This is a genomic window from Paraburkholderia sp. SECH4 (assembly GCF_030511745.1).
GTDB lineage: Bacteria > Pseudomonadota > Gammaproteobacteria > Burkholderiales > Burkholderiaceae > Paraburkholderia > Paraburkholderia madseniana.
The window spans coordinates 52898-77451 of the sequence record NZ_JALOCP010000037.1; the positions used below are offsets into that span (position 1 = coordinate 52898).

The 24554-nt window shown below is 62.2% G+C and carries 22 protein-coding genes; 9 read left to right on the forward strand and 13 right to left on the reverse strand.

Annotated features, from left to right (window positions below; all coding sequences use genetic code 11):
- Positions 1-5: 5 nt before the first annotated feature.
- Both M0D67_RS33805 and M0D67_RS33810 read right to left on the reverse strand, forming a co-directional pair.
- Entirely contained in the window at positions 6-332 is a 327-nt protein-coding gene (locus M0D67_RS33805) for a GIY-YIG nuclease family protein (protein ID WP_266241264.1), read from the reverse strand.
- A gap of 9 nt (positions 333-341) precedes the next feature.
- Positions 342-1511 (reverse strand): GNAT family N-acetyltransferase, encoded by a 1170-nt coding sequence (locus tag M0D67_RS33810; protein WP_266241266.1) that lies wholly within the window; start codon positions 1509-1511, stop codon positions 342-344.
- 133 nt (positions 1512-1644) lie between these two features.
- Here M0D67_RS33810 and M0D67_RS33815 point away from each other — a divergent pair, with 133 nt between their 5' ends.
- On the forward strand, positions 1645-3345 hold the full coding sequence (locus tag M0D67_RS33815) for an NAD+ synthase (protein WP_266241268.1): 1701 nt from the start codon (positions 1645-1647) through the stop codon (positions 3343-3345).
- 138 nt (positions 3346-3483) lie between these two features.
- Positions 3484-3822 carry a P-II family nitrogen regulator gene (gene glnK / locus M0D67_RS33820; protein ID WP_006048444.1) on the forward strand — a complete coding sequence of 113 codons (339 nt, stop codon included), beginning with the start codon at positions 3484-3486 and terminating at the stop codon, positions 3820-3822.
- Between the two features lie 238 nt (positions 3823-4060).
- Here the strand turns inward: glnK and M0D67_RS33825 are convergent, their stop codons facing one another.
- The 5 genes from M0D67_RS33825 to M0D67_RS33845 all read right to left on the reverse strand — a co-directional run bounded on the left by M0D67_RS33825 (position 4061) and on the right by M0D67_RS33845 (position 9063).
- A complete protein-coding gene (locus tag M0D67_RS33825) occupies positions 4061-5185 on the reverse strand; it encodes a porin (RefSeq protein ID WP_154558949.1) in 1125 nt (374 codons plus the stop codon).
- A gap of 592 nt (positions 5186-5777) precedes the next feature.
- Positions 5778-6557, reverse strand: coding sequence for an ABC transporter ATP-binding protein (locus M0D67_RS33830; protein WP_154558950.1), 780 nt, complete (start codon positions 6555-6557; stop codon positions 5778-5780).
- Between the two features lie 49 nt (positions 6558-6606).
- Positions 6607-7320 carry an ABC transporter permease gene (locus M0D67_RS33835; protein ID WP_097391735.1) on the reverse strand — a complete coding sequence of 238 codons (714 nt, stop codon included), beginning with the start codon at positions 7318-7320 and terminating at the stop codon, positions 6607-6609.
- Positions 7317-8006: an ABC transporter permease gene (locus M0D67_RS33840; protein ID WP_154558951.1), complete on the reverse strand. Its 690-nt coding sequence runs from the start codon at positions 8004-8006 to the stop codon at positions 7317-7319. The genes M0D67_RS33835 and M0D67_RS33840 overlap by 4 nt, the downstream gene beginning before the upstream one ends.
- A 280-nt stretch (positions 8007-8286) precedes the next feature.
- Positions 8287-9063 carry an ABC transporter substrate-binding protein gene (locus M0D67_RS33845; protein WP_266241271.1) on the reverse strand — a complete coding sequence of 259 codons (777 nt, stop codon included), beginning with the start codon at positions 9061-9063 and terminating at the stop codon, positions 8287-8289.
- 368 nt (positions 9064-9431) lie between these two features.
- On the opposite strand from M0D67_RS33845, the gene M0D67_RS33850 reads away from it, so the two are divergent.
- A complete protein-coding gene (locus M0D67_RS33850; RefSeq protein WP_266241273.1) occupies positions 9432-10142 on the forward strand; it encodes a pirin family protein in 711 nt (236 codons plus the stop codon).
- A 183-nt stretch (positions 10143-10325) separates the two neighbouring features.
- Here the strand turns inward: M0D67_RS33850 and M0D67_RS33855 are convergent, their stop codons facing one another.
- Positions 10326-10853 carry a periplasmic heavy metal sensor gene (locus tag M0D67_RS33855; RefSeq protein ID WP_266241275.1) on the reverse strand — a complete coding sequence of 176 codons (528 nt, stop codon included), beginning with the start codon at positions 10851-10853 and terminating at the stop codon, positions 10326-10328.
- Positions 10854-11072: 219 nt separating this feature from the next.
- On the opposite strand from M0D67_RS33855, the gene M0D67_RS33860 reads away from it, so the two are divergent.
- Complete coding sequence (locus M0D67_RS33860; protein ID WP_054035058.1) at positions 11073-11798, forward strand: response regulator; 726 nt, start codon at positions 11073-11075, stop codon at positions 11796-11798.
- Positions 11782-13101 (forward strand): ATP-binding protein, encoded by a 1320-nt coding sequence (locus tag M0D67_RS33865; protein WP_266241277.1) that lies wholly within the window; start codon positions 11782-11784, stop codon positions 13099-13101. The genes M0D67_RS33860 and M0D67_RS33865 overlap by 17 nt, the downstream gene beginning before the upstream one ends.
- Before the next feature lie 136 nt (positions 13102-13237).
- Here M0D67_RS33865 and M0D67_RS33870 read toward each other — a convergent pair whose 3' ends face one another.
- Both M0D67_RS33870 and M0D67_RS33875 read right to left on the reverse strand, forming a co-directional pair.
- Positions 13238-13504 carry a hypothetical protein gene (locus tag M0D67_RS33870; RefSeq protein ID WP_054035057.1) on the reverse strand — a complete coding sequence of 89 codons (267 nt, stop codon included), beginning with the start codon at positions 13502-13504 and terminating at the stop codon, positions 13238-13240.
- 185 nt (positions 13505-13689) lie between these two features.
- Positions 13690-15381, reverse strand: a complete 1692-nt coding sequence (locus M0D67_RS33875; RefSeq protein ID WP_154558956.1) for a sensor domain-containing diguanylate cyclase — start codon at positions 15379-15381, stop codon at positions 13690-13692.
- Between the two features lie 722 nt (positions 15382-16103).
- On the opposite strand from M0D67_RS33875, the gene M0D67_RS33880 reads away from it, so the two are divergent.
- Both M0D67_RS33880 and M0D67_RS33885 read left to right on the forward strand, forming a co-directional pair.
- Positions 16104-17855, forward strand: a complete 1752-nt coding sequence (locus M0D67_RS33880) for an ABC transporter permease subunit (RefSeq protein ID WP_154558957.1) — start codon at positions 16104-16106, stop codon at positions 17853-17855.
- 19 nt (positions 17856-17874) lie between these two features.
- A complete protein-coding gene (locus tag M0D67_RS33885; protein ID WP_093643836.1) occupies positions 17875-19221 on the forward strand; it encodes an AAA-associated domain-containing protein in 1347 nt (448 codons plus the stop codon).
- Between the two features lie 69 nt (positions 19222-19290).
- Here M0D67_RS33885 and M0D67_RS33890 read toward each other — a convergent pair whose 3' ends face one another.
- From M0D67_RS33890 to M0D67_RS33900, 3 genes are all read right to left on the reverse strand, one after another.
- Complete coding sequence (locus M0D67_RS33890) at positions 19291-19899, reverse strand: hypothetical protein (protein WP_266241279.1); 609 nt, start codon at positions 19897-19899, stop codon at positions 19291-19293.
- Between the two features lie 8 nt (positions 19900-19907).
- Entirely contained in the window at positions 19908-20504 is a 597-nt protein-coding gene (locus tag M0D67_RS33895; protein WP_171925004.1) for a hypothetical protein, read from the reverse strand.
- A 391-nt stretch (positions 20505-20895) separates the two neighbouring features.
- Positions 20896-21957, reverse strand: coding sequence for a sigma-54-dependent Fis family transcriptional regulator (locus M0D67_RS33900; RefSeq protein ID WP_266241310.1), 1062 nt, complete (start codon positions 21955-21957; stop codon positions 20896-20898).
- A 470-nt stretch (positions 21958-22427) separates the two neighbouring features.
- On the opposite strand from M0D67_RS33900, the gene M0D67_RS33905 reads away from it, so the two are divergent.
- Positions 22428-22706, forward strand: a complete 279-nt coding sequence (locus M0D67_RS33905) for a hypothetical protein (RefSeq protein ID WP_266241312.1) — start codon at positions 22428-22430, stop codon at positions 22704-22706.
- Positions 22707-23020: 314 nt separating this feature from the next.
- Positions 23021-24421, forward strand: coding sequence for a sigma-54 dependent transcriptional regulator (locus M0D67_RS33910; protein WP_154558960.1), 1401 nt, complete (start codon positions 23021-23023; stop codon positions 24419-24421).
- The last annotated feature ends 133 nt before the right edge of the window (positions 24422-24554 follow it).

Here is a 24554-nt window from a genome sequence, read left to right on the forward strand (position 1 = left end):
TGCTGTTAAGACGTGCCGGTTTCTTTTTCCACTTCCTCCGTGGCAACCGGCTCGGGTTCGGGCACGGGCAACACCGATTCGAGCGTGCGCAGTCCCGCTCCTAGCGCCCGCTTTTCGGCAGGCGACAAACGCTTGACCCAATACTCGGCGCGCGAAGCGCTTGATCGGTCGGCCAACTCAAACGACACCAGCACCTGCACCGGTTTGCGCGAGCGCGTATAGCGCGCGCCTTCACCGCTCACATGTTTGTCGAAGCGAGCCTGCACATCGGTGGCAATGCCGGTATAGACGCTGCCGTCCGAGCATTCGAGCAGATACAGAAACCACGCCATGGGTACGCTTCAACCTTTGAACGGATTGTGTTCGCGCAGCTCGTCCACATACGCGTGGATGCTGTTCTTTTCGTTGTCGAGGAAGTGGCCGACCGCATCGGCGAAGCCCGGATGCGCGAGCCAATGCGCCGAGCGCGTCACAGTCGGCAGAAAACCGCGCGCCATCTTGTGCTCGCCCTGGGCGCCGCCTTCGAACGCACCGAGCTTTTCTTCGATGCAGAATTCGAGCGGCTGATAGTAGGCGGTTTCGAAGTGTAGGCAGGGCACGTGCTCCAACGCGCCCCAGTAACGGCCATAGAGCGTACCGCCGGTTTTCCCGTCGCGCTGATAGACCACGAGCGAACTGGCGATCGGCTTACCTTCGTATTCGGCGATCACCAGCAGCAGATTTTCCGGCATCGACGCACCGATCATCCGGAAGAAATCGAGGTTCAGATACGGACTCGAAAAGTGCTCGCGGTAGGTTTGCCGATAACACTTGCTGAAGAATCGCCAGTCGGCGTCCTGGATGTCTTCGCCGCGAATCCGCCGCATCGTCACGCCGGCTTCCTGAACCTTGCGACGCTCCGCACGAATGTTCTTGCGCTTCTTCTGTTCGAGCGTGGAGAGGAAATCGTCGAAGTCGCGATAGCCGTCGTTCAGCCAGTGGAACTGCACGCCTTCGCGCTGCATCATGCCCATGTCGGTCAGCGCAGTGCTTTCCGTTTCGGTCGGAAACAGCACGTGCAGCGACGACACGTCGGCCTGCTCGGCGAACGCCATCAGCGTCGCGGCCAGATGCCTGAGCGCATGCGTATCCGCCGATAACAGCCGGTTGCCCTGCACCGGTGTGAACGGCACCGCGCACAGCAGCTTCGGGTAATACGGCAGGCCGTTGCGTTTGTACGCGTCGGCCCACGCCCAATCGAAGACATACTCGCCGTACGAGTGCCCCTTCAGATATACGGGCGCGGCCGCCGCGAGCTTGTCCGTGCGCGGGTCGGTGAGCGTGACGAATTGCGGCGCCCAGCCGGTATCGGCGACCGCGCAACGGGTCGCGTGCAGTGCGCTCAAGAACTCGTGCCGCAGAAACGGCGTGGGTTGCGCTTGCAGCGCAAGGAGGGCATTCCATTCCGCGGCGTCCACCTCGGAGGGCGACGCCAGAATGCCCGTGCGATAATCAAAGCGTTCCTGGTTCAATCTGTGTGACTGTTCCCAATGAGCGGCGCCAAGCGTTTAGCGATGCGTCGTTCGTTTATCCGATTTGTCCGTTGCCGTCGAGCTAACCAGCCACGGTACTCGCAAGCCGTCTGGCTTGCCTGTCGATCCTGCCATGAAGACCCGAATCGCTCTTGCCCAAATCAATGTCACCGTCGGCGACTTCGCCGGCAATGTCGCGAAGATTGTCGCTGCCGCGCGCGCCGCGCACAACGATGGTGCGAAGCTGCTGATTGCGCCAGAACTCGCGCTATCCGGCTATCCACCCGAAGATCTGTTGCTGCGTCCCGCGTTCTACACCGCGAGTGCGGCGGCGCTCGCCGATCTGGCCACGCAACTGAAGCCCTTCGCCGGCTTGCATGTGATCGTCGGCCACCCGCTGCGTGACTTGACGCACAGCGCGGCAAACGGCCATGGTAATGCAAACGCGCCGATCGGGCGCGGCGTGCCGCCGGTCGATACCTTCAACGCGGCCTCGCTGATCGTCGACGGGGAAGTGGCCGGCACCTATCGCAAGCAGGATTTGCCCAATACCGAGGTGTTCGACGAGAAGCGCTACTTCGCTTCCGACCCGCAGCCGTTCGTGTTCGAACTGGACGGCGTGAAGTACGGCGTGGTGATTTGCGAGGACGCGTGGCATGCGTCGGCCGCGCAAATGGCGAAGGCGGCGGGCGCGCAAGTGCTGCTGATTCCGAACGGCTCGCCCTATCACCTGAACAAGGAAGCGGTGCGCTTCGACATTCTGCGCGCGCGGATTCGCGAGACCGGCTTGCCCATGGTCTATGTGAACATGGTCGGCGCGCAGGACGAACTGGTGTTCGACGGCGGCTCATTCGTACTCGATGAAAAGGGCGAGCTGGTCGCGAAGATGGCGCAGTTCGAGGAAGGCAACGCGATTGTCGAGTTCGACGGCGGCAAGCCGGTGCTCACGGTGATTGCGCCGGAACTCTCGCTCGAAGCGCAGGTGTATGCCGCGCTCGTGATGGGCGTGCGCGACTACATCAACAAGAACGGCTTCCCCGGCGCGCTGATCGGCCTGTCGGGCGGTGTGGACTCGGCGCTGGTGCTGGCCGTCGCGTGCGACGCGCTGGGCGCTGACCGCGTGCGGGCGGTGATGATGCCGTCGCGCTACACCGCCGACATTTCCACCACCGACGCAGCCGACATGGCGCGCCGCGTCGGCGTGCGTTACGACGAAATCGCGATCGCGCCGATGTTCGACGCGTTCCGCGGCTCGCTCGCCGAGGAATTCGCCGGCCGTGCCGAAGACGCCACCGAAGAAAACATTCAGGCCCGCATCCGCGGCACCTTGCTGATGGCGTTGTCGAACAAGTTCGGTTCGATCGTGCTGACCACCGGCAACAAGAGCGAGATGGCGGTGGGTTACTGCACGCTCTACGGCGACATGGCCGGCGGCTTCGCGGTGATCAAGGACATCGCCAAGACGCTGGTCTACAAGCTGTGCCATTACCGCAATCAGGCCACGACTTTCGGCAAGCAGAACGTGATTCCCGAGCGGATTCTGACACGCGCGCCGTCGGCCGAGCTGCGCGACAACCAGACCGATCAGGACAGCTTGCCGCCGTACGAAGTGCTCGACGCGATCATGCGCATGTACATGGAAGAGGACCGCTCGCTTGCCGAAATCATCGCGGCGGGCTACGCGGTCGACGACGTGAAACGCGTCACGCGCCTCATCAAGATCAACGAGTACAAGCGCCGTCAGGCGCCGATCGGCATTCGCGTCACGCATCGCGCGTTCGGCCGCGACTGGCGTTATCCGATTACGTCGCGCTACACCGAGCCGGTGGAGTGAGCCTCAGGCGAACGGCTGCGGACTTACCCCATAGCAGACCAGAAGCACGCGCCGGATTGCCGCAACGCATCCGGCGCGGCGTAGAATAAAAATCATCCATTCTCCTTTCAACCTTCCCATCACGAGACGAGGTCCGCCATGAAGCGCATCACTGCAGTCATCAAACCGTTCAAACTCGACGAAGTGCGCGAGGCGCTTGCTGAAGTCGGCCTCACGGGGTTGACCGTGACGGAAGTCAAAGGCTTCGGTCGGCAAAAAGGCCACACCGAGCTCTATCGTGGTGCAGAGTATGTGGTCGACTTTCTGCCGAAAGTGAAGATCGAAGTGGTCGTCGCGGACAACCAGTGCGATCAGGTGATCGACGCGATCATCGGCGCGGCGCGCACCGGCAAGATTGGCGACGGCAAGATTTTCGTCGCGGACGTGGAGCGTGTGATCCGGATTCGCACGGGTGAGGAGAACGAAGCGGCAGTTTGAGCGGTTCGACTCGCACTGTTGAAACGCAGAGTTAAAGCGCCGGTATTGACATCCGCGGCACGCACGCACCGATCAGGTGCGCCGGGGAGTGGCAAAACCGTGCGCGCAAATAAAAAACGGTGCGATACCCTTTCGGACATCGCACCGATACGCGCCTCTCGCAGCAGCGTGAAAAAGATTCTCTTGGAGAACTTGTTACTACGCCCCGAAGGAAGTCCCCCCGGGGCACACTGTTCGATTAGAACGAGTGCTGAATACCTGCATACACGCCGGTCTGGCTCTTGCCATGCAGCGGGTTCTCGTTGTACGAGACCGTGCCGTCCGAAGCGGTGATGTTGCCGCCATTGCCTGCGCCGTTCGCGTCCAGACCGAAGTTAGCCGTCTTGCTGTTGCGCACGGTGGCCACCTGGAGGTCCAGCAGCGTGCGCTTGGACAGGTTGTACGAGCCGCCGATCGTGTAGATCGTTGCGTTACCTCCGCCCTTGTTCGCATTCACGTGATAGACCGCCGCGATCAGTGCGGCAGCCGGCGTGGCTTGCCACGTCACACCACCCCATTCGTGATCGAGCGAGGTCGGCGACGCGCCTGCTGCGCTAGCCGCGCCCGACGTACGGATCGCCTGGTACGCGGCCTGGACCTTGAACTGGCCGAGGAACACGTTGGCCGCGGCCGTGTATTCACGCGAGAAGTTGAACGGGTCGGTGAACTGGCCGTTCTTGTTGTTGCGGATTTCGTCGTACAGACCGCGCACCTGGAACAGCGACGACGTATAGGTCAGTTGCAGACCGGCTTCACGGCCTTGCGGCGTCGAGCCGTTACCGTTCCAGCTCGTCGCATTCGACAGGGCGTACTGACCATACATGTCAAAGCCGTACAACTTCGGCGATTGGTAGGCAATGTTGTTGCTCGATTGCGGCCAGTTGCGGCCACGCACCAGCGATGCCGACGACCAGTTCGACTGACCGAACGGGTCGAAGTCCCACACGCCGTTCGAGATGAAGAGCATGCGGCCCAACGTCAACGTACCGTACGCGTCGTTCGCCATACCGACCGTTGCCCAGCGATTGAAGAGACCGCCGCCGCCAGGGCCTTGACCGTTCATGGTGTTGAACGAGCCTTCCAACTGGAACAGGACCTTGTTGCCGCCACCGATGTCTTCGACACCCTTCATGCCCCACAGGCTCGTGCCCCAGTCACCGCTTTCCGCACGGAAGCGCGAGGTGGAACCGGTGTAATTAGCGTTCGGAAGGCCACTGATGTATTCGAGGCCAGCGTCAAGGCGGCCGTACAGCGTCACGCTGCTTTGGGCGTGCGCAACTACACCGGCTGTCATCAGCGCCGCGGCGAGCAAAGCTTTCTTCATCTTCTCCTCCATACCCTGTCAAAAAGTGAAACCTAGTACTGCGAATGGTGTTCGGACGCAAGCGCGCCGAACAGAAATCGGTACCAGGGAGATTAGCGGGTGGATTGGGTCTCCTGCCGTGACGGATAGCCTCAGCGGGCTATTCCTCGCGTCATGCCGATCCCTCGCCGACCGGTTCTCCTCTGTTGCTTTGAAGTGAAACTACTTTTAATGAACTTTGTTTTGCTACTTTGGTTACTAATTTATCAAAAATACCCTGGGGTGGGAGAAGAAATTAGTACCGGCTTGGGCCGGTGTCTCCAAATTGCAATACGAATGTGTGCAAGGAATGGTCGCGATATCCCCAAAAAGGCGGGAAACCCTTATGCCGTAAGGGAATCACGGATTGGGACGAGCAACGTCAAGGATTGCCACTATTGACGCTTCAAATGCGGCAGAGTAAGGCGGAAAGAGAGTGGCTCGGGACAGGTTCGGGCCCATTTTCGAGGTCAGAACGGCCGGAATGCACAGGTGAGCGAAGTAAAAAAGGCGCTCGTAAGCGCCTTGTAATATTACTTTGACTACAGCCCAAATACCAGGCTGTACGACAGTCTTATTTGAGGCTGCCGGAGAGGAACTGCTTGAGCCGTTCGCTCTTCGTGTTTTTGAAGACTTCGTCCGGATGGCCTTCTTCTTCGACCCGGCCTTGATGCAGGAACATCACGTGATTCGACACGTTGCGCGCGAACGCCATTTCGTGCGTGACGACGATCATCGTGCGGCCTTCTTCGGCGAGCGTCTGCATGACCTTGAGCACTTCGCCGACCAGCTCGGGATCGAGCGCCGAAGTCGGTTCGTCGAACAGCATCACGTCCGGATGCATGGCCAGCGCGCGCGCGATCGCGACGCGTTGCTGCTGACCGCCCGACAAGTGTGACGGGTACTGCTTCTCAAGACGAGGCGCGAGGCCTACTTTCTCCAGATACTCGCGCGCGCGCTCTTCGGCTTCCTTGCGCTTTAAACCCAGCACGTTGACCGGTGCCTCGATGATGTTCTCGAGGACGTTCATATGCGCCCACAGATTGAAGTGCTGGAACACCATCGACAGCCTGGTGCGCACGCGCTGCAACTGCTTCGGATCGGACACGCGCAAAGCGCCGTTCTTGGCGAGCTGCGTGCGGACTTCTTCTCCGTCGACGAAGATGCGTCCGGAGTTCGGCTGCTCGAGGAAGTTGATGCAGCGAAGCATCGTGCTCTTGCCCGAACCGGATGAGCCGATCACGCTGATCACGTCGCCGGCGTTGGCCTTCAGCGACACGCCCTTGAGGACTTCGTTGTCGCCGTACTGTTTGTGAAGCTCGTCGACGAAGAGCTTTTGCTTCTTGGTGTTCATCGGGGTCCTTGGCGGGCTTACTTGCTTGGGGGCGTAGCGCCCATCTTGTTTACTTGCCTTGCGGCCGCAGGTAAGCGAGCCAGCGGCGCTCGGCGCGGCGGAACAGCCATACGAGCGCAAAAGAAATCAACAGATAGAGCAGGGCGGCGAGGCCGAACGCATTGAACGACTGGTACGTGGCCGAGTTCACGTCACGGGCGATCTTGAGAATGTCCGGCACGGTCGCGGTGAACGCGACGGTGGTGGCGTGCAGCATCAGGATCACTTCGTTGCTGTAGTACGGCAACGCGCGGCGCAGCGCCGACGGCAGAATCACCCGCCGGTACAGCGTGAACGACGACATGCCATACGCGCGCGCCGCTTCGATCTCGCCATACGGCGTGGCCTTGATCGCGCCCGCGAAAATCTCGGTGGTGTATGCGCAGGTGTTCAGCGTGAACGCGAGCAGCGTGCAATGCATGCCGTCGCGGAAGAACGCGTTGGTCAGCTCGTGGTTGCGGATGATTTCGAGGCTGTACAAGCCGGTGTAGCAGAGCAGCAGTTGCACGTAGAGCGGCGTGCCGCGGAAGATATACGTATACAGCCATACCAGACCGGCGAGCCATTTCTTCTTCGACACGCGCGCGACCGAGAGCGGAATCGACAGGCAAAAGCCGAGTCCGATCGACACCACCAGCAACCACAGCGTGATGACGACGCCGGTGAGGCGGTAGCCGTCGGTATACAGATAGTTGCGCCAGTATTCCTGAATGATCTCGATCATAGATCCGCCTTTCGCACGCCGGTCGAGTAACGCTTTTCGAGGTACATCAGCACGAAGTTGGACACTGTGGTGATGACGAGATAGATCGCCCCTGCGAACAGGGTGAAGAAGAAGAACCGCAGCGTGCCCTTGCCCGCATCCTGCGAGGCCTTGACTACATCCGCGAGACCGATGATCGACACCAGCGCCGTGGCTTTCACCATCACCTGCCAGTTGTTGCCGATGCCGGGCAGCGCGAAGCGCATCATCTGCGGGAACATGATCCGCGTGAACACCTGCCAGCCGGTCATGCCGTAGGCCGAGCCCGCTTCGAGCTGGCCGCGCGGCACCGCGAGGAACGCGCCGCGGAAGGTCTCGGTGAAGTACGCGCCGTAGATGAAGCCCAGCACCGCGACGCCGGCCACGAATGGGTCGATGTCGATCTGGTCCCAGCCGAGCAGGTCGGTCAGGTTATTCAGCCAGATCTGGATGCTGTAGAACAGCAGCAGCATGAGCACCAGGTCGGGCACGCCGCGCACGAGTGTCGTGTAGACGGTGCCGGCACCATGGGAGAAGCGGTTTTTCGACAGTTTCGCCGCCGCGCCGAGCAGGCCCAGCACGAAAGCGAACGCCAGCGACAACACCGCCAGTTTGACGGTTTGCCAGGTGCCGTTGAGAAGCAGCGGGCCGTAGCCTTGAAGGAACATATGGGGTCCTTGACGATGCGTTTGTGACGCAGCGCGAAAGACGCGGCCAGCTCTGCGCCGCGTTTGCCGCGAGCCTGGGCCCGCCGTTTCCTGCGGCGCACAGCGCACCGCTGTGCAAATCATGACTGCATGGCCGTTGCCGGTCTTGCAGCGCGCTTTTCGATTCTTGTTGTGAATCGGGGTTGAAGCTGCTTCTGAAACTGCTTGTTGAGGCTATCAGCGACTGTATTACGAAGCCTCGGGAAAGCCCATGCGGGCGAGCCCCGAGTTGATGACCCACTCAACGACCAGGATAGATATCGACGTCGAAGTACTGCTTTTCCAGCTTCCTGAACGTACCGTCCTGGTGTACTTGCGCCAACGCCTGGTTGAGCAGCGCTTTCAGCGCGACGTCATCCTTGCGCAGGCCGATGGCCGTGCCTTCACCGATCGTCTTGGGGTCCTTCACTTCCGGGCCGGCCCAGGCGAAGCCTTTGCCGTGAGGCGTCTTCAGGAACCCGGCGTCGGCTTGCAATTCGTCCTGCAACGCGGCGTCAAGACGCCCCGATGCGACGTCGGCGTACACCTGATCCTGATTCTGGTAGGACACCACGGTCACCCCTTTGGGCTCCCAGTACGCCTTGGCGTAGGCTTCCTGAGTCGAGCCCTGCTCGACGCCGACATGCTTGCCCTTCAGTGATTCAGCCGTAGGCAGCAGGGGCGAGCCGGCTTTGGCGATCATGCGGGCCGGCGCGTCGAACAGCGTGTCGGAGAAATCGATCTGTTCGCGGCGCTTGTCCGTGACGGTCAGCGATGACACGATCGCGTCGAACTTCTTGCCCTTCAATGCCGGGATGATCCCGTCCAGGTCCTGCTCGACCCACACGCACTTGACGTTCATTTTTGCGCACAGCGCTTTCGTCAAATCGACGTCGAAGCCGACGACCTGGCCGCTGGCCGCCTTCGATTCGAACGGCGGGTAGCTGGCGTCCACCCCGATGCGCACGGTTTTCCATTCTTTCGCCATGGCGCCGGTGGCCATGACGGCAAGCGCCACGCACAGTGCGGCCTTCTTCATGTTTCTCCTGGATCAAACTGATCGTCGTGGTGTGCCGATCTCGACGACCGCCGGCTCGTGGCCGGCCGTCGCTATTCTAGGCGGTCAAAATTGTCGCGCCGCGTGCAAGTGCCGCTTCGGGCCCGCCGGCGCGCCTTCGGCGCCCACGCGTCTTGAAAAGGGCGGTATTTTACCCGATCAGGGGCAGCGCGCCAGTGCGGGACGGCGCCGGCTGCCGGTGGGCGGGCGCATGCGTTGTGCATGCGCGACGGTCCCGGCGCGCGATTGCACGGATTTATGGAACGATCCAGTGCGTCGTTGCCGATTGTTTAGTGCGCCTCGCGCCCATACATTCTGGGCATCGCTATTTACTCACCGGGAGATCCCCCATGATCGAGATTCGCCGTTCCGACGAACGTGGCCACGCCAATCACGGCTGGCTCGACTCGTATCACAGCTTCTCGTTTGCCGACTACCGCGACCCGCAACACGTGCATTTCGGACCGCTGCGGGTGATCAACGAAGACCGCATCGCCGGCGGTCAGGGCTTCGGCACGCACGGCCATCGGGACATGGAAATCGTCACGTATGTGCTCGAAGGCGCGCTCGCGCACCGCGACAGCATGGGCAACGGCTCGACCATCCGTCCCGGCGACGTGCAGCGCATGAGCGCCGGCACGGGCGTGCAGCACAGCGAGTTCAATGCATCGCAGGACGAGCCGGCGCACCTCTTGCAGATCTGGGTGATCCCGCAACGTGCGGGTGACCAGCCCGGCTACGAGGAAAAGCGCTTCGACGACGCCGACAAGCGCGGGCGTCTGCGCGTGGTCGCCTCGCCCGACGGCCGCGACGGCTCGGTGACGATTCACGCGGATGCATCGATTTACGCGGCGCTGATCGATGGCGCGGAACAGGCCACGTTTGCGTTGCCGAAAGGCCGGCTGGCGTATGTGCACGTGGCGCGGGGCGCGCTGACCGTGAATGGCGAAGCGCTTCATGCCGGCGACGCCGCCAAGCTCAGCGAAACCGATACTGTGACGCTGGAAAAGGGCGACAACGCCGAAGTGCTGCTGTTCGATCTGGGTCCGCTCAACGGGTAAGTGCCAATCACCGGACGTTCATTCATCGCCCGATGGTTGAGGGTTGCTGGTTGCGAGCGCAACGAGTCCCCCGGCTTGAAGCATGAGCCGCACGCAACGCAAAAACGCCACGGAAGTTTTTCCGTGGCGTTTTTGCGTTCGGACGACGGCCGCGCGAGCCGCCTTCCGCCTACATCGACCCGCTTACTGATTCGCAGCCGGCGCCGACGCCGCGCCCTTATTGTGTTCCCAGCGGTCGCGCATCTTTTCGTGACGCGCTTCCATCTTCGCAAAACGCTGCTTCAGCGCCGTGCTGACGGTGGTCTTCTGCTGGTCGTTCAAGCCGTTATAGAACTTGAGCCACGCGTCCGTGGTTTGCTGACGCAGTTGCGCGTCTTTCTGCTCGACCTGCTGGTGCGCGGCAGCCATGGCGTTCAGATCCAGAATCGGCTGTTGCTGCGCGGCCTTCATCTGGTTCTTGATCTGTTCATGGTTGGCGCGCATGGCCTCATGGTTCTGTTTCATGGTGTCGAGCGCGGCTTGCCATTGCTTTTCCTGATCCGCGTTCAGCTTCAACTGGTCATGCAGTTGCGTCAGTTCCTTCATGAAGTGGCCATGCCAGCCGCCGGGGCCGCCGTGATCGGCGGGTTGGGCGGCATAGGCAGCGCCCACGCCAATCGCGAGGGCAGTGGCGGCAACGGCGAGAACGCGCGACATTTTTTTGGTGGACATGTAAGACTCCCTGTAATGGAATAGCCGACGATGCAACCGGTAATGTGGACGGCCTGCATTCGGTAAGTCACAGCGTAGAGAACTGGGCCCGGCGCTGTGTTACGTGGCTTGATGCGGCTGTTACGGGTCATTACGTACGCCTTTCACCGTAACACCCGGTAACCCTTGCGGGCCGTCTGAAATCGAAAACCCTTCCTGCTGCGCGTTAAACTTCATCCCATGGCTACTCAAATACTGGTTGTCGACGACGACGTCGAATTGCGCGATCTGCTACGCGACTATCTGGCCCGTCAGGGCATCGAAGTTTCGGTGCTGCACGACGCGGGCACGCTCGAGCGCAGGCTCGAACGCGAGCGTCCGGATCTGATCGTGCTCGATCTGATGATGCCGGGCGTGGACGGGCTGACCGCGTTGCGCAAGCTGCGCGCGTCGGGTGACGACATCCCTGTGATCATGCTGACCGCACGTGCTGACGACGTGGACCGCATCGTCGGGCTTGAGCTCGGCGCGGACGACTATCTCGGCAAGCCGTTCAACCCGCGCGAGCTGTTGGCGCGCGTGCAGGCGGTGCTGCGGCGCCGCCGCACGCTGCCGTCGGCGGCGGCGCCGGAGCAGCGCGAGCCGTTCAACTTCGGCCGTTTCACGCTGGATTTCCAGTCGCGTACGCTGCATCTCGAAGACAAGCCGCTCACGCTGTCGGGCAGCGAATTCGCGCTTCTGAAGATTTTCGTCAATCACCCCATGCGCACGCTCACACGTGAGCGTCTGCTCGAACTGCTGCATGGTCCGGAATACGACGGCACCGATCGCGGCATCGACGTACAGGTGTGGCGTTTGCGTCGCATTCTCGAAACCGACCCGTCCACGCCGCGCTTCATTCAAACGGTGCGCGGACGCGGCTACGTGTTCGTGCCGGACGGCGAACAGCATGCGCCGGCCCATTGATTCGCTGTTCGGGCGGCTGGCGCTGCTAGTTATTGCGGTGCTGCTGCTGTCGCATTTCGCGTGGTACGCGCTTATGCGGCTCGAGCGCAGCCAACTGCAAACGCGCTACGCAGTCGAGGAAGCCACCTTTCTCGTCGACGCGGTGCGCCAGCACGTCGCCCGCACGCCGGACCAGCCCTTGCCGTCGCGCGTCAGGCTGGTCGATCCGGCGAGCCCCGACGTACCGCCGGATAACACCGCGCTGCCGGCGCCGCTTGAACGGTTCATCGAGGACGTGCGTGATCGCATGCCCACCGGCACGCTGGTGCGGATCGGCCAGCCTGGTCGTCCACCCACGCTATGGGTGCGCGCCACCACGGATCGCAGTTGGATCGTGGTGCCGGTGCAGCCACTGCGCACGCCTCGCTCGCTCGATCGCACGGTGCTATGGCTCGCGATCATTTTCTCGTTCGCGGTGATGGCGGCGCTTTTTGCGGCGTGGGCGCTGCAGCAGCCGTTGCGCTCGCTTGCCCAGGCGGTGGCGCGCTTTGGCCGCGGCCTGCCGGTGCCGCCGGTGCCTGAACGCGGTCCGCGCGAGTTGCGGCAGTTGACGCACGGCTTCAACCAGATGGTTCAGGAAGTGGCGCGCACCGAACACGACCGGGCCGTGATGCTGGCCGGCGTCGCACACGACCTGAAAACGCCGCTGGCGCGCTTGCGGCTGCGCGCAGAAATGATGGAAGAAGTGAAGATGCGTGACGGCGTCGTGCGCGACGTCGATTCGATGACGCATATCGTCGAACAGTTTCTGGTGTTCGCACACGACGGCGCCGATCGCAGCGAAGCGGTCGAAGTGGACGGGCAGTGCGAGCGCGTGGTTCGCAGTTATCGTGCGGTCGCCGCCGGTGGGCCCACGGTGCAGACCGAACTCAACGCAGGGCCGGGTTTTCTGCTGCCGGCGGCGACGCTCGACCGGATCCTGTCGAACCTGTTGGACAACGCACATGCCTACGGCGCGCCGCCGATCGTCGTCGCCACGGCGCGCACGGCGCAAGGCTTCACGCTTTCAGTGAGCGACAACGGCAGTGGTATCGCCGCGCAGGACCTGATCAATGCCAGCCGGCCGTTCGTCCGGCTCGACCCGGCACGCGGCGGCAACGGTCATAGCGGGCTGGGGCTTGCAATCGTCGAACGTCTGGTGCGGCGTGCGGGTGGGGAGTGGGAAATCGGCAATCACGACGGCCGTGGCTTGCGGGTCTCAATGAGCTTTCCCTTCGATGTGGTGCCGCGTGTCGTGGCGGCGTCGGAAAACGCCTGGGGTTGAGCGGGGCAAGGGCGGCAAGCGCCTGCCCCACTATATATATGTCGCAATGTGATGTCCGAACGCGAGGTTCGGAATGCGGCGTCTGGGTCGCAATGCCGGATGCGCTGTCTGCAATGCGAGTCCGGCAAACTTTGCGCTAGTCTGAAAACAGCGTGTTCAACGCATTTGCCGCGTCACCATCCACTGTATTCCACGTTACCGTTTCGGCTTCGAAGATGTAGTGCGTGGTGTACTTGCCGAGACGCGTGAGTATCTCTTCCTGAATCAGTTCCGGCGCGACCTCCAGCTTCAGATACCACGCGGTCGACGACAAGCGCGTCTGGAACGCGCCATATTCGGCCAGCAGATGGTCGAATGCGTCAGCATCCTGATCGCGACAGACGATGACCAAATTTCCCTTCATGCGAATCTCCCGTTAGAGCGGTAGCGGCAACCTCAATGTCAGGGTTGATGATACCTGCTTCGTTACGGGACGCCCGAGGCCGGGACTTGCTTTGCATCAGCGACAGCACGCATCGGAGCGCCGACGGCACGACGGCGCGAATTTAATTCGGAGACGACCGGCGCATTACCTGGCGTTAGCAGGCGTCACCAGGCGTTGACCACCGTCCGCGCGGGCGGCGCGGTGTCGTCGGGCGGAAGGGCTTCGGTGCGGTCGCGGCCGCCCGTCTTTGCCGCATAAAGCGCCGTGTCGGCGCGGCTCATGATGCGCTCGGGCAGATCGTCGGACGAGAGTTCGGTGATGCCGATGCTCACGCTCAAACCCACCGAGGCCGGCAACTTCGGCGAAGGAATTGCCTTCAGACGCAGGCGCAAGCGTTCGACGACTTCGCGGCCGCCGGCCAGATTCGTGGCCGGCAGCAGCAAGCCGAATTCTTCACCGCCCAGCCGGCCGATTGCATCGGTGCCGCGCAGTTCGGCCCGGCAGGTGTCGACGAAATGTTCGAGCGCGCGGTCGCCGGCGGCGTGGCCGAAGCGGTCGTTGATCTGCTTGAAGTGGTCGAGGTCGGCGATCGCCATGCACAGCGGCTCATTGCCCGCATGCGCGCGTTCGATCTCGTGGCGCAGCAGGTCGAGGAAGTAGCGCCGCGACAGCGCGCCGGTCAGCGCATCGTGGCGCGCCTCAGCCGAGAGCAGTGTGTTGGCCGATTGCAATTGTTCTGCAAGGTCGCGCGTGGCGCGATGGTGGCGCCGCTCGCGCACGTACGACACGGTGATGACCCACGCGAGCGCGACGGTGCCGGCCAGCGTCAGAAACACCAGCAGATGGTCGCGCTTGTGATTGCGCAGCAGTTCGGGCCAGGCCGCGAGCGGATCGACCAGATGCGCCGACAGCCCCGAGTTCAGGCCGCTGCGTGCCTGGTACAGCGATGGCGCCGGCTGCTCGCTCATGCCGAACAGCTGTTCGGCGACACCTGAGGGCACCCAGGGCGCCTGTTCGCGCACCCGCGTGTTGACCTGAATCTGGATGTCGGGGAGGATTTCGCGGCGATAGATGGTCAGGCGCTCGGCGGCGCCCATCTGCGTGACGTGCGAGTTCGGTAGCGCGTGGCCTTCGAGTGCGCTGTTGTGCGCCATGATGATGACGCCGTTTTCATCGGCGACGAAGGTACCGGCATGCGCGACCCAGTGGCGCAGCCGCGCGATCCCCACCTTGGCCACCACCACCCCGACCAGCAGACCGTCGGCGTACACCGGCGCCGCGATGAAGATGCCCGGCTCGCCGCTCTGGCGGCCGACGCCATAGGCTTCCGAAAACGCGCCGAGCAGGGCATTCGTCAGGTAGCCGCGCGTGCGCATATCGGCGCCGACGAAGGAGTGCTCCGCGGCAAGCGGTCGATTGACGGAGTTGCTGGATGCGACGCAGATGCCGTTGGCGTTGACGAGCCAGACCTGGTCGAGCCCGGAGAAACCTTGCGCGTCGTGCAGGAAATTGCTCACGGCCAGCATCTGCTGGTCTTTTAGCAACGCGGCGCGCAGAGCGGGTTCCGCCGCTGCGCCGTTCGCGGCATAATTCTGCGATTGCACCAGCGCGTGCTGGACCACGTCCATTTCGGCCATGGTTGCGGGGATGGCCCGAGACATGGCGAGGTCGCTGGCGATCACCTCCGCCATGTTGTCGACGATCGACGTGGACATCTGGCGTTGCGTGCGCAAAGCCGCGTCCAGCTCTTGCTGTACCATCCGGTCCGCGACCATGCCGGCCACGAACCAGCAAACGAGCACGATCAGCACGAAGCTGATCGGTCCGGTTGCCTGGCGCAAGGTTGTCCTGTTCATCGACCCTCTGATTCGTCTGGCTGTGACATGCAACTGGCTCATTCGTGGCAGCGCCCCGGCGCTGTTTCGCCCCTGTGGAAGCGGCTGGCGATACGCCCTCGGTGTGGGCCGCGTTGTGGGCCGGCAAAACCGCAAAGAGACGTGCCGTTTCTTGATTTTAACCGTCATGGGGCCTGACGCCACCGTTATTGCGGGAATGCGAAGTACGTCCGCTTTGCCCATCAGGTTCTTAACGGCAGCGCATCAGCTTTCTGAATGGCTGCGCGGGTTTAACAGGTGTTTGAAACCGGTCCGCGCAGCAATCGCGATTGCTGGGAAAGTGGCTGGCGCACGACAGTAGGTGGACCGCTGCACATGCTCACCCTCGCTGGCCGGAGGCGGTCGCCGGGGCATTCGACGCTATTTGTTGCTATTTGCCGTGAAAGGTTGTGCCTGAAACATAGGATGGTGTAGTGTCGTGCCGTCCAAAACAAGGAAAGCCCGCCAGCCTTCGGGCGGCGCCTGCGGCGACAGGAGCCCGGCTTGACGGTTGCGGTCCCGGGCGGGCTTGCCCACGGACCTGTCCGTCACCGGTCCACGTGTCTCCAACGCTAACGATTTACCGCGCACATGCGTTTTGCCATGCCTGATTTCCGCTGCCTGGACCGATCTACAGACTGCCGCGCCGAAGCCGCGGCCCCCTGCGTGCGTTTGAATACCTGTATGAATAGGGAGAGCGTCTGATGGATTTCAGCTTCAACCTGAAGCGCACCGCCAATGCCTCGGCATGGCGGGTGTTACCCAATCGCTGGGACTTCGTCGCCTTTCCGCTGATCATCTGCATCATTGCGATGGCGGCGATCGGCTTTCACGAGACGCTGGCGCCGATGTCGACGCTCAAGACTCAGGCGATCTCGCTCGACGCGTCGAATCTGCCCGAGTACGCCATGCGCACCACGCTGCGCATGCTGGCGGCGATGGTCGCCTCGCTGACCTTCACGCTGGTGTACGGCACTCTGGCTGCCAAGAGCCGCCGCGCGGGCATGGTGCTGGTGCCGATTCTCGACATCCTGCAGTCGGTGCCGGTGCTTGGCTACATTTCGTTTACGGTCACGTTCTTCCTCGCGCTGTTCCCGGGCCGCGTGCTCGGCGCCGAGCTGGCGGCGATCTTCGCGATCTTCACGAGCCAGGCGTGGAATATGACGTTCAGCTTCTACCAGTCGCTGCGCACGGTGCCGCGCGATCTGGACGAAGTGTCGCGCGGCTTTCATCTGACTTCATGGCAGCGCTTCTGGAAACTCGAAGTGCCGTTCTCGATGCCGGGCCTCATCTGGAACATGATGATGTCGATGTCGGGCGGCTGGTTTTTCGTGGTCGCGTCCGAAGCCATTACAGTCGGCAACAATACGATCACCCTGCCGGGGATCGGCGCTTATCTCGCGCAGGCGATTTCCGACAAGAATCTGCACGCAATCGGCTGGGTGATCCTTGCCATGACGGTCGTGATTCTTGCGTACGACCAGTTCATGTTCCGCCCGTTGGTTGCGTGGGCCGATAAATTCCGCATGGAAACCACCAGCTCAGGCAATGCGCCGGAATCGTGGCTGCTCGACCTGATCCGCCGCACGCATCTGATTCACCGTCTGCTGGTGCCGCTCGGCTGGATGTTCGCCAAGGCCGCGCGCGTCAACTTCACGTTGCCTGCGTTTGGCGGCCCGCGTTTCCAGATTCCGCAGCGCGAGAAGACTTCGCGCATCGGCGACATTGTCTGGGCGGCCGTGGTGTTGCTCGCCACGGTCTATGTGGTGTACCGCGTGATCGCGTACGTGCGAACCGGCGTGTCGCTCGACGAAGTCTGGCACGTGCTCGTACTGGGGCTGATCACGCTGCTGCGGGTGGTGGTGCTGATCGCGATCGCTTCGGTGATCTGGGTGCCGATCGGCGTGCTGATCGGCCTGCGGCCGGCGCTGGCCGAGAAGGTGCAGCCGATTGCGCAGTTCCTCGCCGCGTTCCCGGCGAACCTGCTGTTCCCGGTGTTCGTCATCGCCATCGTGCGCTTTCATCTGAACCCGGACATCTGGCTGTCGCCGCTGATCGTGCTCGGCACACAGTGGTATATCCTGTTCAACGTGATTGCCGGTGCGAGTTCGTATCCGAACGACTACCGGGAAGCGGCCAAGAACTTCCATATTCGCGGCTGGCAATGGTGGCGTCAGGCGATGCTGCCGGGCATTTTCCCTTATTACGTGACTGGCGCGATCACCGCGTCGGGCGGCGCGTGGAACGCCAGCATCGTCGCGGAATTCGTTCAGTGGGGCGACACCAAGGTTGCCGCGCATGGCTTGGGCGCTTACATCGCGCAAACCACCGCAGCAGGCGACTATCCGAAGATCATTGTGGGCATCGCCGTGATGTCCCTGTTCGTGACCCTGTTCAACCGCCTGCTGTGGCGTCCGATGTTCGCCTACGCCGAAGCGAAGCTCCGGCTAGATTGAGAATTAAAGGCTAAACGCGATGCAAAATCCTAAAGCTGCTATGACCGCCGCGCCGATCCAGACCCCGCCGATGCCGCCGCGCCTCGGTGAGGAGATTCTGCGCGTCAAGGACGTGTGCCGCGGGTTCAACAAGTCGCAGGGCGAGCTGCTCGTCCTCGACGACGCGAATCTGTCGTTGCGCGAAGGGGAGATCGTCGGGTTGCTGGGCCGATCGGGCTCGGGCAAATCGACGCTGTTGCGCATCATCGCCGGTCTGATCGAGCCGACCGACGGTGAAGTCACGTATATGGGCAAGCCGCTCGACGGCCCGGCCAAGGGTGTGGCGATGGTGTTCCAGACCTTCGCGCTGTTCCCGTGGCTGACCGTGCTGCAAAACGTGGAAGCGGGACTCGAAGCACAAGGCGTCGGCGCGAGTGATCGCCGTACGCGCGCGCTGGCGGCGATCGACCTGATCGGTCTCGACGGTTTCGAAAACGCGTATCCGCGCGAGTTGTCGGGCGGCATGCGTCAGCGCGTCGGCTTTGCGCGCGCGCTGGTGGTCGACCCCACGTTGCTGCTGATGGACGAGCCGTTCTCCGCGCTCGACGTGCTGACCGCCGAAACGCTGCGTACCGACCTGCTCGACCTTTGGACGCAAGGCCGCATGCCGATCAAGGCCGTGCTGATCGTCACGCACAACATCGAGGAAGCGGTGTTCATGTGCGACCGGATTCTGGTGCTGTCGTCGAATCCGGGCCGTGTGATCGCCGAGATCAAGGTGCCGTTCAAGCATCCGCGTAACCGTCTGGACCCGGCGTTTCGCCGGCTGGTCGACGACATTTACGCGAAGATGACCGCGCGCCAGACCGACGAAAAGACCAAGAAGGGCCTCGAGTTGCATAGCTGGCTACCGCATGTGTCGACCAACCTGATGGCCGGTCTGATCGAAACGCTGGCCGCCGCACCGTACCACGGCCGTGCCGACATGCCGGAAATCGCCCGTTCGCTGCACCTTGAGGTGGACGATCTGTTCCCGGTCGCCGAAGTGCTGCAGCACCTGGGCTTCGCCGACATCCGCGAAGGGGATATTTTCCTGACGCCGCCGGCGCGCGTGTTCTCTGAATTCGGCACCCAGGAGCGCAAGATGATGTTCGCGGAACATCTGCTGCGCCACGTGCCGCTCGCCGCGCGAATCAAGAAGGTGTTGAACGAACGGCCGGGGCATCGTGCGCCGCGCGTGCGTTTCGAGCAGGAGCTGGAGGATTTTCTGTCGGACAGCGCCGCGGAAGAGACGCTCGACGCAGTGATCAACTGGGGCCGTTATGGCGAGATCTTCTCGTACAACGACCAGACGGAAATTTTCAGTCTGGAAGACGTGGAGTCTTAAACCCTTAAACCCGGCCGAGTCGATTGAGACGCTTCAGGCAAAAAGCGGCAGGGGAGACCCTGCCGTTTTTTATTGCAGAGCGCCCCAGCGCTCGACTGCCGGTTCCGCCGACGCCCACTTCCAGCCCTTGTCCTGCCGGCACGCGCTCGCCGTGTACCAGTCTTCGTGCGCGTTCGGGCCGTCGCCGTCCTGAACCGAGAACACGAAATCCTTGCACAGCGCGAGCGCTGAGCTGAACGCGCGCGTCACGCGCACCTGGCCGTGGCCATTCTCGATCGGCAGCGTGTGCTTGACCGCCCAAGGCCGCGTCTCGCCGACCGGCATGGCACCCGCCAGCGCGGCGATCAAGTTCTGCTGATCGGTGTGCATGGTGCGCATGTAGCGGCCGACAGCTTCGTCGGTCGCGGCCTGCACGGCGATGCCGACGCCGATGCCGACTGCCGGGTTGGAGGTCACGAGGCCTGACGCGATACCGGCTGCGGCACCGCTCGCCGCACCGACGGACGAGCAGCCGCTCGTCAGCAGACTGGCGCCGACGCAGATCGCACCGGCCAGCACGAGCCGCAGCCGGTTGCCGGAGAGCGCCGCCGCAGGCGTGCGTGGAACCAGCGCGGTACACGCGCCATCGACGAGCGCTGGCTCAGACAGTGCGTGTTCATTCCAGGGACGTGGAAGCATCAGCGCCTTCATTGCAGCGCGCCCCAGCGTTCGGTAGCGGGTTCGGCCGACGCCCATTTCCAGTTGTCGCCGTCGCGGCAGATCGACGCGACGTAGAACGCGCTGCTCGCCGGCACATTCTTGGTGGCGGTCTGATCGACCGAGAAGACGATTTCCTTGCAGTCGAGTGCGCCGGCGCTGATCGTGCGGCTGACGGTGACGCGGCCGTGTTCGTCGTCTTCGATCGGCACCGAGTGAGTCACGCTCCACGGTGCGATTGCGCCGACGTCGAGCGGCCCGGCGATTTTGGCGATGCCGTCCTGCGTATTCTTGTGGACCACGCGTTCCGAGTACTGCACGCCGGCGCGGGCCGCGGCCAGCGCGCCGAGACCGATGCCGGTAGCGACTGCCGCATTGCTGGTGACCTTGGCCGCGAGCGCTGCGCCCGCGATACCGGCGCCGGCGGTGGCGCCTTCCGAGTAGAGCGAACTACAGCCGCTCAACGCCGACGTGATCGCCACGGCTAATGCGACGAGCGCCGTTGTATTCGGACGTCCACATGTTGCCGCTTTGGACGCGTTGGCTGTTCGCTTTGCCCATTCGACCCACACCATACTTTTTTGCATTTCCCTGTCTCTGCTCCTGCAAGTGCCTTTCGCACACGCACCGTTCACACATGTGTTTCGCGTGTGTCGACGGTGCGTGAGCGAAAGGCACGTCTTCCTTATCGTTGCGCCGTGCGCTGCCGCATTTTGCAGGATGCCATTTGTAATTGGCAGTGGGAAAGTGCAAGCAATTGCAAAAGATGGTGCGAGTCAAATCGGTTTCTGCTGGGAAGAAGCTGATTTGATTGGTGGTGCGAAGGGATTAATTATGAGATGACAGGTGCGCAAAAAGTGCCGTTGCAGCAGAGAGAGGCCTGCACAGCACGCGCACAGGGAGCGCGCAAAAAGCAGACGGCGAGCACACAGAAAACACCTGCTCACGCGAACGAACCGCGTGAGCGCCTGGCACGGCTTATTGCTCGGTTTCTTCGTCCGAGCCTTCGTCACCGCCGTATGCGCTCAGGCGGTTGTAGAGCGTTTTCAGACTCACGCCGAGTGCTTTGGCAGCCCGCCGTTTGTCGCCGCCGCAATACTTGAGCGTGCCGAGAATGATCTGCTTTTGCGCATCGGCGAGCGGCGTGCCGATCCACACGCTCATTGCATCGCCCTGCGTCACGGGCTTTTTCACGCGCGATGCGAGATGCGGATGCGGCAGCTCGACCGTCTTCTCCGCGAGAATGAACGCGCGATACACCGCGTTCTTCAACTCGCGCACGTTGCCCGGCCACGACCAGGTTCGCAGTGTTTCGATCGACCGTTTGCTAAAACTCTTGCTCGTGCTTTCCTGCCGATTCAGCAAGGCGAGGAAGTGTTGCGCGAGCAGTTCGCGATCGTTTTCACGCTCGCGCAAGGGCGGCGCGCGCAACGGGAAAACCGCGAGCCGGTACATCAGGTCTTCACGCAGACCGTTTTCCTTCACCGCTACCGCGGGGTCGCGATTCGTCGCTGCGATCACGCGTACGTCACCACTAATCAATTCGTTGCCGCCGACCCGAAAAAACGTGCCGGTCTCGAGCGCGCGCAAGAGCTTGACCTGGCGCACCGGCGCCATTTCAGTGATTTCGTCGAGAAACAGCGTGCCGCCGTTCGCATGTTCGAAGTAGCCGACGCGGGCCTGGACCGCGCCGGTGAAGCTGCCTTTTTCGTGGCCGAACAATTCGGCTTCGATGAGTTCGTCCGGAATCGCACCGCAGTTCACGGCGACGAACGGTGCGTCCTTGCGGCTGCTTTGATCGTGAATCGTGCGGGCGATCAGTTCCTTGCCCGTGCCGGATTCGCCGATGATCAGCGCGGTCGCGTCGGTGCTGGCGACGCGTTCGATCTGTTCGTACAGATCGAGCATCACCGGCGACGAGCCATATAGCAGCCCGTACGATTTCAGTCCCGCGATGCCGTCCGCGACGCGCTGCTTCGCCTGTGCCGAAGCATTGCCGCCGGCGGAGACGGTGGGCGAGTCCAGCGAGATTGACGCCATAAACGGGGAGTCCTGTGCAAATGGGGGAGCGGTGTTGCGGCGCGCAGGCCTTGGGGCAAGACGGACCCGTGCGGCCACTATCTCACAGAAATTTGATTTAACCACTTTGACGCCGCTTCCGGCAATCCATGTGACGGTCGGCGAAATAGGCCGGTGCACGCCCGGTCAGAAGTGCCTGAGCCCGTACCGGCATAGAATGAGAGTGGTGAATTTACCGGGCACGACGTTTGCGCCGTGGACTCGACATACGTGTGTTTTTGGGCGGCTCTGCTCAAAGCGCGTCAGCGGCGGACGCGGTTCTTCAATGGGCCGCTCGTGCCGGAAACAGGACGCGAAGCGCTACGTGTGGCGCAACCGTGGCGCTCGATCGGTATGCCGCGGGCGGCCGGCTTCCGGCTTGGCGCTCTCGGCGCTCACTAACGCGCAGTGCGCGACGCCGATCCGCTTGACGATAGCAAGGAGAGTTCACGATGGCACGACCTAAAATTGGCATCTTCGGCGCGCTGGTGGCCCTCGGTGGGTTTCTGGCTGTGCGACATATGCAGCGGAACCGTGCCGCGCAGGCTCAGGCGGCGCGTGAACTGAGCCGCTGGGAAGGCGAGGGCGGCACGGTGGCGACGTCGGCTGCGCCGTCCGGCAGCGTGAGCGCGGCGAGGACTGGTCCGTCTACGCCTGACACCGCGCATGGCGCAAATGGTTCGGCACATCCGAACCGCCAGGGCGACGCATGGCCGTTTCCGCGTGGCTGAGGGCCACGATGTTGACCTTGCGTGCGCCGCTGCGCCGGCGTGCCGCTTCGACAAGCGGCACCTGGCACGCGTTTCAAATTTGTCTCGATAAAGCCGTATAATAGATAAATAGACAACAATGCCGCGCAATGACGGGTGGTTTCCTCGCTGATTGTTGCGATATTGAATCAAGTCAGGGGTTCGGCACTGTCGCGGAACGTTAGCGTGTGCTCACATCAGAACGCGCACGCGGCGCACAGGCAAGCTGCTGAACGGCTTCCCACTATGCGGTTTAGCATGTTCCCCCATTCACGCTTTCGGGCTTTCGAGACGCGATGCCACACGTACTGATTGTCGATGACGATGCCGGTACCCGCGAGGCGCTTTCCGCCATCATCGGGGAAGACGGTTTGACTACCGCTACTGCGGGCGATTTGCGCGAAGCGCGCATTCAACTGGTCCGGCAGATGCCGGACGTCGTCTTTACCGACCTGAAGCTGCCCGACGGCAGTGGAGTCGATCTGTTTGAAGATCTCGATCCGCGCTCCGGTGTGGAGGTGATCGTGATTACCGGCCACGCCACGGTGGAGTCGGCGGTCAACGCGTTGAAGATGGGCGCCACCGACTACCTGGTGAAGCCGATCAACATGCAGCGCGTGAAGGCGATCCTTTCGCGCTTGCCGCGCGCCGGCGACCTGAAGGCGGAAATCGGCACGTTGCGCGGCGAGTTGCGCCGCATGGGCCGCTTCGGTTTGATGCTCGGCAATTCGCCGGCTATGCAGGAGGTTTACGACCAGATCGGCCGCGTTGCGCCGACGGCGGCCTCCGTCATGCTGATGGGCGAGTCAGGCACCGGCAAGGAAGTCGCCGCCCAGACGCTGCACCAGCTCAGCTTGCGCCGTAAGCATGCGTTCCTCGCAGTGAACTGCGGTGCGATCTCGCCGAACCTGATCGAATCGGAAATGTTCGGGCACGAGCGCGGTTCGTTCACCGGTGCGGATCGCCAGCACAAAGGCTATTTCGAACGTGCGAACGGCGGCACGCTGTTCCTCGACGAAATCACCGAAATGCCGATCGAGTTGCAGGTGAAGCTGCTGCGCGTGCTGGAAACCGGCATGTTCATGCGGGTTGGTACGACCAAGGAAATCGAAACGGATGTGCGGTTGATTGCGGCGACTAATCGGGATCCTGAGCAGGCGGTGCTGGAAGGCAAGTTGCGGCTCGATTTGTACCACCGTCTGAACGTGTTTCCGATCAGTCTGCCGCCGCTGCGCGATCGGGGTAAGGATGTTGATTTGCTCGCGCAGGCGTTTCTTGATGAACTCAACGAGCGGCATAGCACGAAGAAGCATTTTCCGGCTGCAGTGAAGGATATGTTGATGTCGTACCCGTGGCCGGGCAATGTGCGCGAGCTGAAGAACTATGTGCAGCGGGCGCACATTATGTCGGGGACTGATTCGGATAGTACGGCTACCGTGCCGTTGCAGATTACCTTGTCGAAGCCTGCGGCTGGTACGGCGATTACGATTCCGTTTGGGACTTCGCTTGCTGAGGCGGATCGGCAGTTGATTCTGGCTACGCTTGAGCAATGCGGTGGCGTCAAGACGCGGGCTGCTGAGATTCTTGGGATTAGTTTGAAGACGCTTTATAACCGGCTTGTTGAGTATGGGAATGATGCGCGGGATGAGGGGGAGGTTGCGGATGAATCACGAGTTGTCGGGGGCGCTGGCGCTTGAGGTTTTTGCCTGCTCGGCGCTTATTGTCAGTGTTCTTAGGGTGTTGGCCTTTCCTTGAATTGGTAGTGGTCTATTAGTGTTGCCCCTGTGCGGGGCAATGCTCTCAACTTAAGCCCGAAAGGGCTTGTATACG

What these genes read in the sequence shown, in the direction of transcription:
- M0D67_RS33805 (WP_266241264.1), bottom strand. Translation starts at nt 332, where the DNA reads ATGGCGTGGTTTCTGTATCTGCTCGAATGCTCGGACGGCAGCGTCTAT.
- M0D67_RS33815 (WP_266241268.1), top strand. Translation starts at nt 1,645, where the DNA reads ATGAAGACCCGAATCGCTCTTGCCCAAATCAATGTCACCGTCGGCGAC.
- glnK (WP_006048444.1), top strand. Translation starts at nt 3,484, where the DNA reads ATGAAGCGCATCACTGCAGTCATCAAACCGTTCAAACTCGACGAAGTG.
- M0D67_RS33825 (WP_154558949.1), bottom strand. Translation starts at nt 5,185, where the DNA reads ATGAAGAAAGCTTTGCTCGCCGCGGCGCTGATGACAGCCGGTGTAGTT.
- M0D67_RS33830 (WP_154558950.1), bottom strand. Translation starts at nt 6,557, where the DNA reads ATGAACACCAAGAAGCAAAAGCTCTTCGTCGACGAGCTTCACAAACAG.
- M0D67_RS33835 (WP_097391735.1), bottom strand. Translation starts at nt 7,320, where the DNA reads ATGATCGAGATCATTCAGGAATACTGGCGCAACTATCTGTATACCGAC.
- M0D67_RS33840 (WP_154558951.1), bottom strand. Translation starts at nt 8,006, where the DNA reads ATGTTCCTTCAAGGCTACGGCCCGCTGCTTCTCAACGGCACCTGGCAA.
- M0D67_RS33845 (WP_266241271.1), bottom strand. Translation starts at nt 9,063, where the DNA reads ATGAAGAAGGCCGCACTGTGCGTGGCGCTTGCCGTCATGGCCACCGGC.
- M0D67_RS33850 (WP_266241273.1), top strand. Translation starts at nt 9,432, where the DNA reads ATGATCGAGATTCGCCGTTCCGACGAACGTGGCCACGCCAATCACGGC.
- M0D67_RS33855 (WP_266241275.1), bottom strand. Translation starts at nt 10,853, where the DNA reads ATGTCCACCAAAAAAATGTCGCGCGTTCTCGCCGTTGCCGCCACTGCC.
- M0D67_RS33860 (WP_054035058.1), top strand. Translation starts at nt 11,073, where the DNA reads ATGGCTACTCAAATACTGGTTGTCGACGACGACGTCGAATTGCGCGAT.
- M0D67_RS33865 (WP_266241277.1), top strand. Translation starts at nt 11,782, where the DNA reads ATGCGCCGGCCCATTGATTCGCTGTTCGGGCGGCTGGCGCTGCTAGTT.
- M0D67_RS33870 (WP_054035057.1), bottom strand. Translation starts at nt 13,504, where the DNA reads ATGAAGGGAAATTTGGTCATCGTCTGTCGCGATCAGGATGCTGACGCA.
- M0D67_RS33875 (WP_154558956.1), bottom strand. Translation starts at nt 15,381, where the DNA reads ATGAACAGGACAACCTTGCGCCAGGCAACCGGACCGATCAGCTTCGTG.
- M0D67_RS33880 (WP_154558957.1), top strand. Translation starts at nt 16,104, where the DNA reads ATGGATTTCAGCTTCAACCTGAAGCGCACCGCCAATGCCTCGGCATGG.
- M0D67_RS33885 (WP_093643836.1), top strand. Translation starts at nt 17,875, where the DNA reads ATGCAAAATCCTAAAGCTGCTATGACCGCCGCGCCGATCCAGACCCCG.
- M0D67_RS33890 (WP_266241279.1), bottom strand. Translation starts at nt 19,899, where the DNA reads ATGCTTCCACGTCCCTGGAATGAACACGCACTGTCTGAGCCAGCGCTC.
- M0D67_RS33895 (WP_171925004.1), bottom strand. Translation starts at nt 20,504, where the DNA reads ATGCAAAAAAGTATGGTGTGGGTCGAATGGGCAAAGCGAACAGCCAAC.
- M0D67_RS33900 (WP_266241310.1), bottom strand. Translation starts at nt 21,957, where the DNA reads ATGGCGTCAATCTCGCTGGACTCGCCCACCGTCTCCGCCGGCGGCAAT.
- M0D67_RS33905 (WP_266241312.1), top strand. Translation starts at nt 22,428, where the DNA reads ATGGCACGACCTAAAATTGGCATCTTCGGCGCGCTGGTGGCCCTCGGT.
- M0D67_RS33910 (WP_154558960.1), top strand. Translation starts at nt 23,021, where the DNA reads ATGCCACACGTACTGATTGTCGATGACGATGCCGGTACCCGCGAGGCG.